The following is a 732-nucleotide window of genomic DNA, read 5'->3' on the forward strand; positions in this document are numbered from 1 at the left end:
ATGCCTGGGATCGGAGTCGAACACCAGTCCCAGCTCGTCGGCGCGCTGGTTGTCCGCGGCGATCTCGCGATCCACGTCCTCGGCGTCGTAGCCGAAGGCCGAGATCGCCTCGGAGCGGCTCATGAGCCCGGCGCGGATGGCGGTGAGCAGCGCCTTGAACTCCTTCTCGGGATCCACCCACTGCCAGCCCTGCGGGATCCACTTGCAGTTGAGGTACTCCCGCCGGCGGCGGGTGAAGTCAGGCAACGGCAGGGCGCCTTCCAGCGCCGCCTGCTCCATCCAGGCGCGCCAGACCGGGCGGCAGAACTGGTGCACGATTACGCCGTGCTGGATCGCCTCGCAGCGGCGCCGGAACTCCAGCAGCCCCGCGCGGATGCTGGAGTAGTTCACGCCGGTAAGGTCCCCGGTCAGCTGCTCGTAGGTGACGCCGATGGCGGCGGCCACCGCGCGGAACTGGGTGCGCAGGAACTCCGAATAAGAACCGCCCACGTCGGCCGGATCGGAGAATTTGACGTCTTCGCCGGGCTCCAGAATCTGCAGGGTGCCGGGTTCGAGTCCTGCCAGCGCCACACCGGCGGCATCCGCCTCGCCTTCGCCCATGAGGTTGTCCTCCGGGCTCTGGCGGGTGATGAAGCCGGCGAACATGGCGGCGGTCTTCTTGCGAACCAGTTCGGCGTCGTCGTACTGGTCGAGCTCGTTGAGCTTGACCAGTACGACGACGCCGAACTGGTT

The 732-nt window shown here is 67.5% G+C and carries 1 protein-coding gene; it reads right to left on the reverse strand.

Going from position 1 to position 732, the window contains the following annotated elements; translation table 11 throughout:
- Positions 1-732: phage portal protein (locus MVF76_RS12965; RefSeq protein WP_297529811.1), on the reverse strand; the 732-nt coding region annotated here is incomplete at both ends.

It is taken from the genome of Thiohalobacter sp., from assembly GCF_027000115.1.
Lineage (GTDB): Bacteria > Pseudomonadota > Gammaproteobacteria > Thiohalobacterales > Thiohalobacteraceae > JALTON01.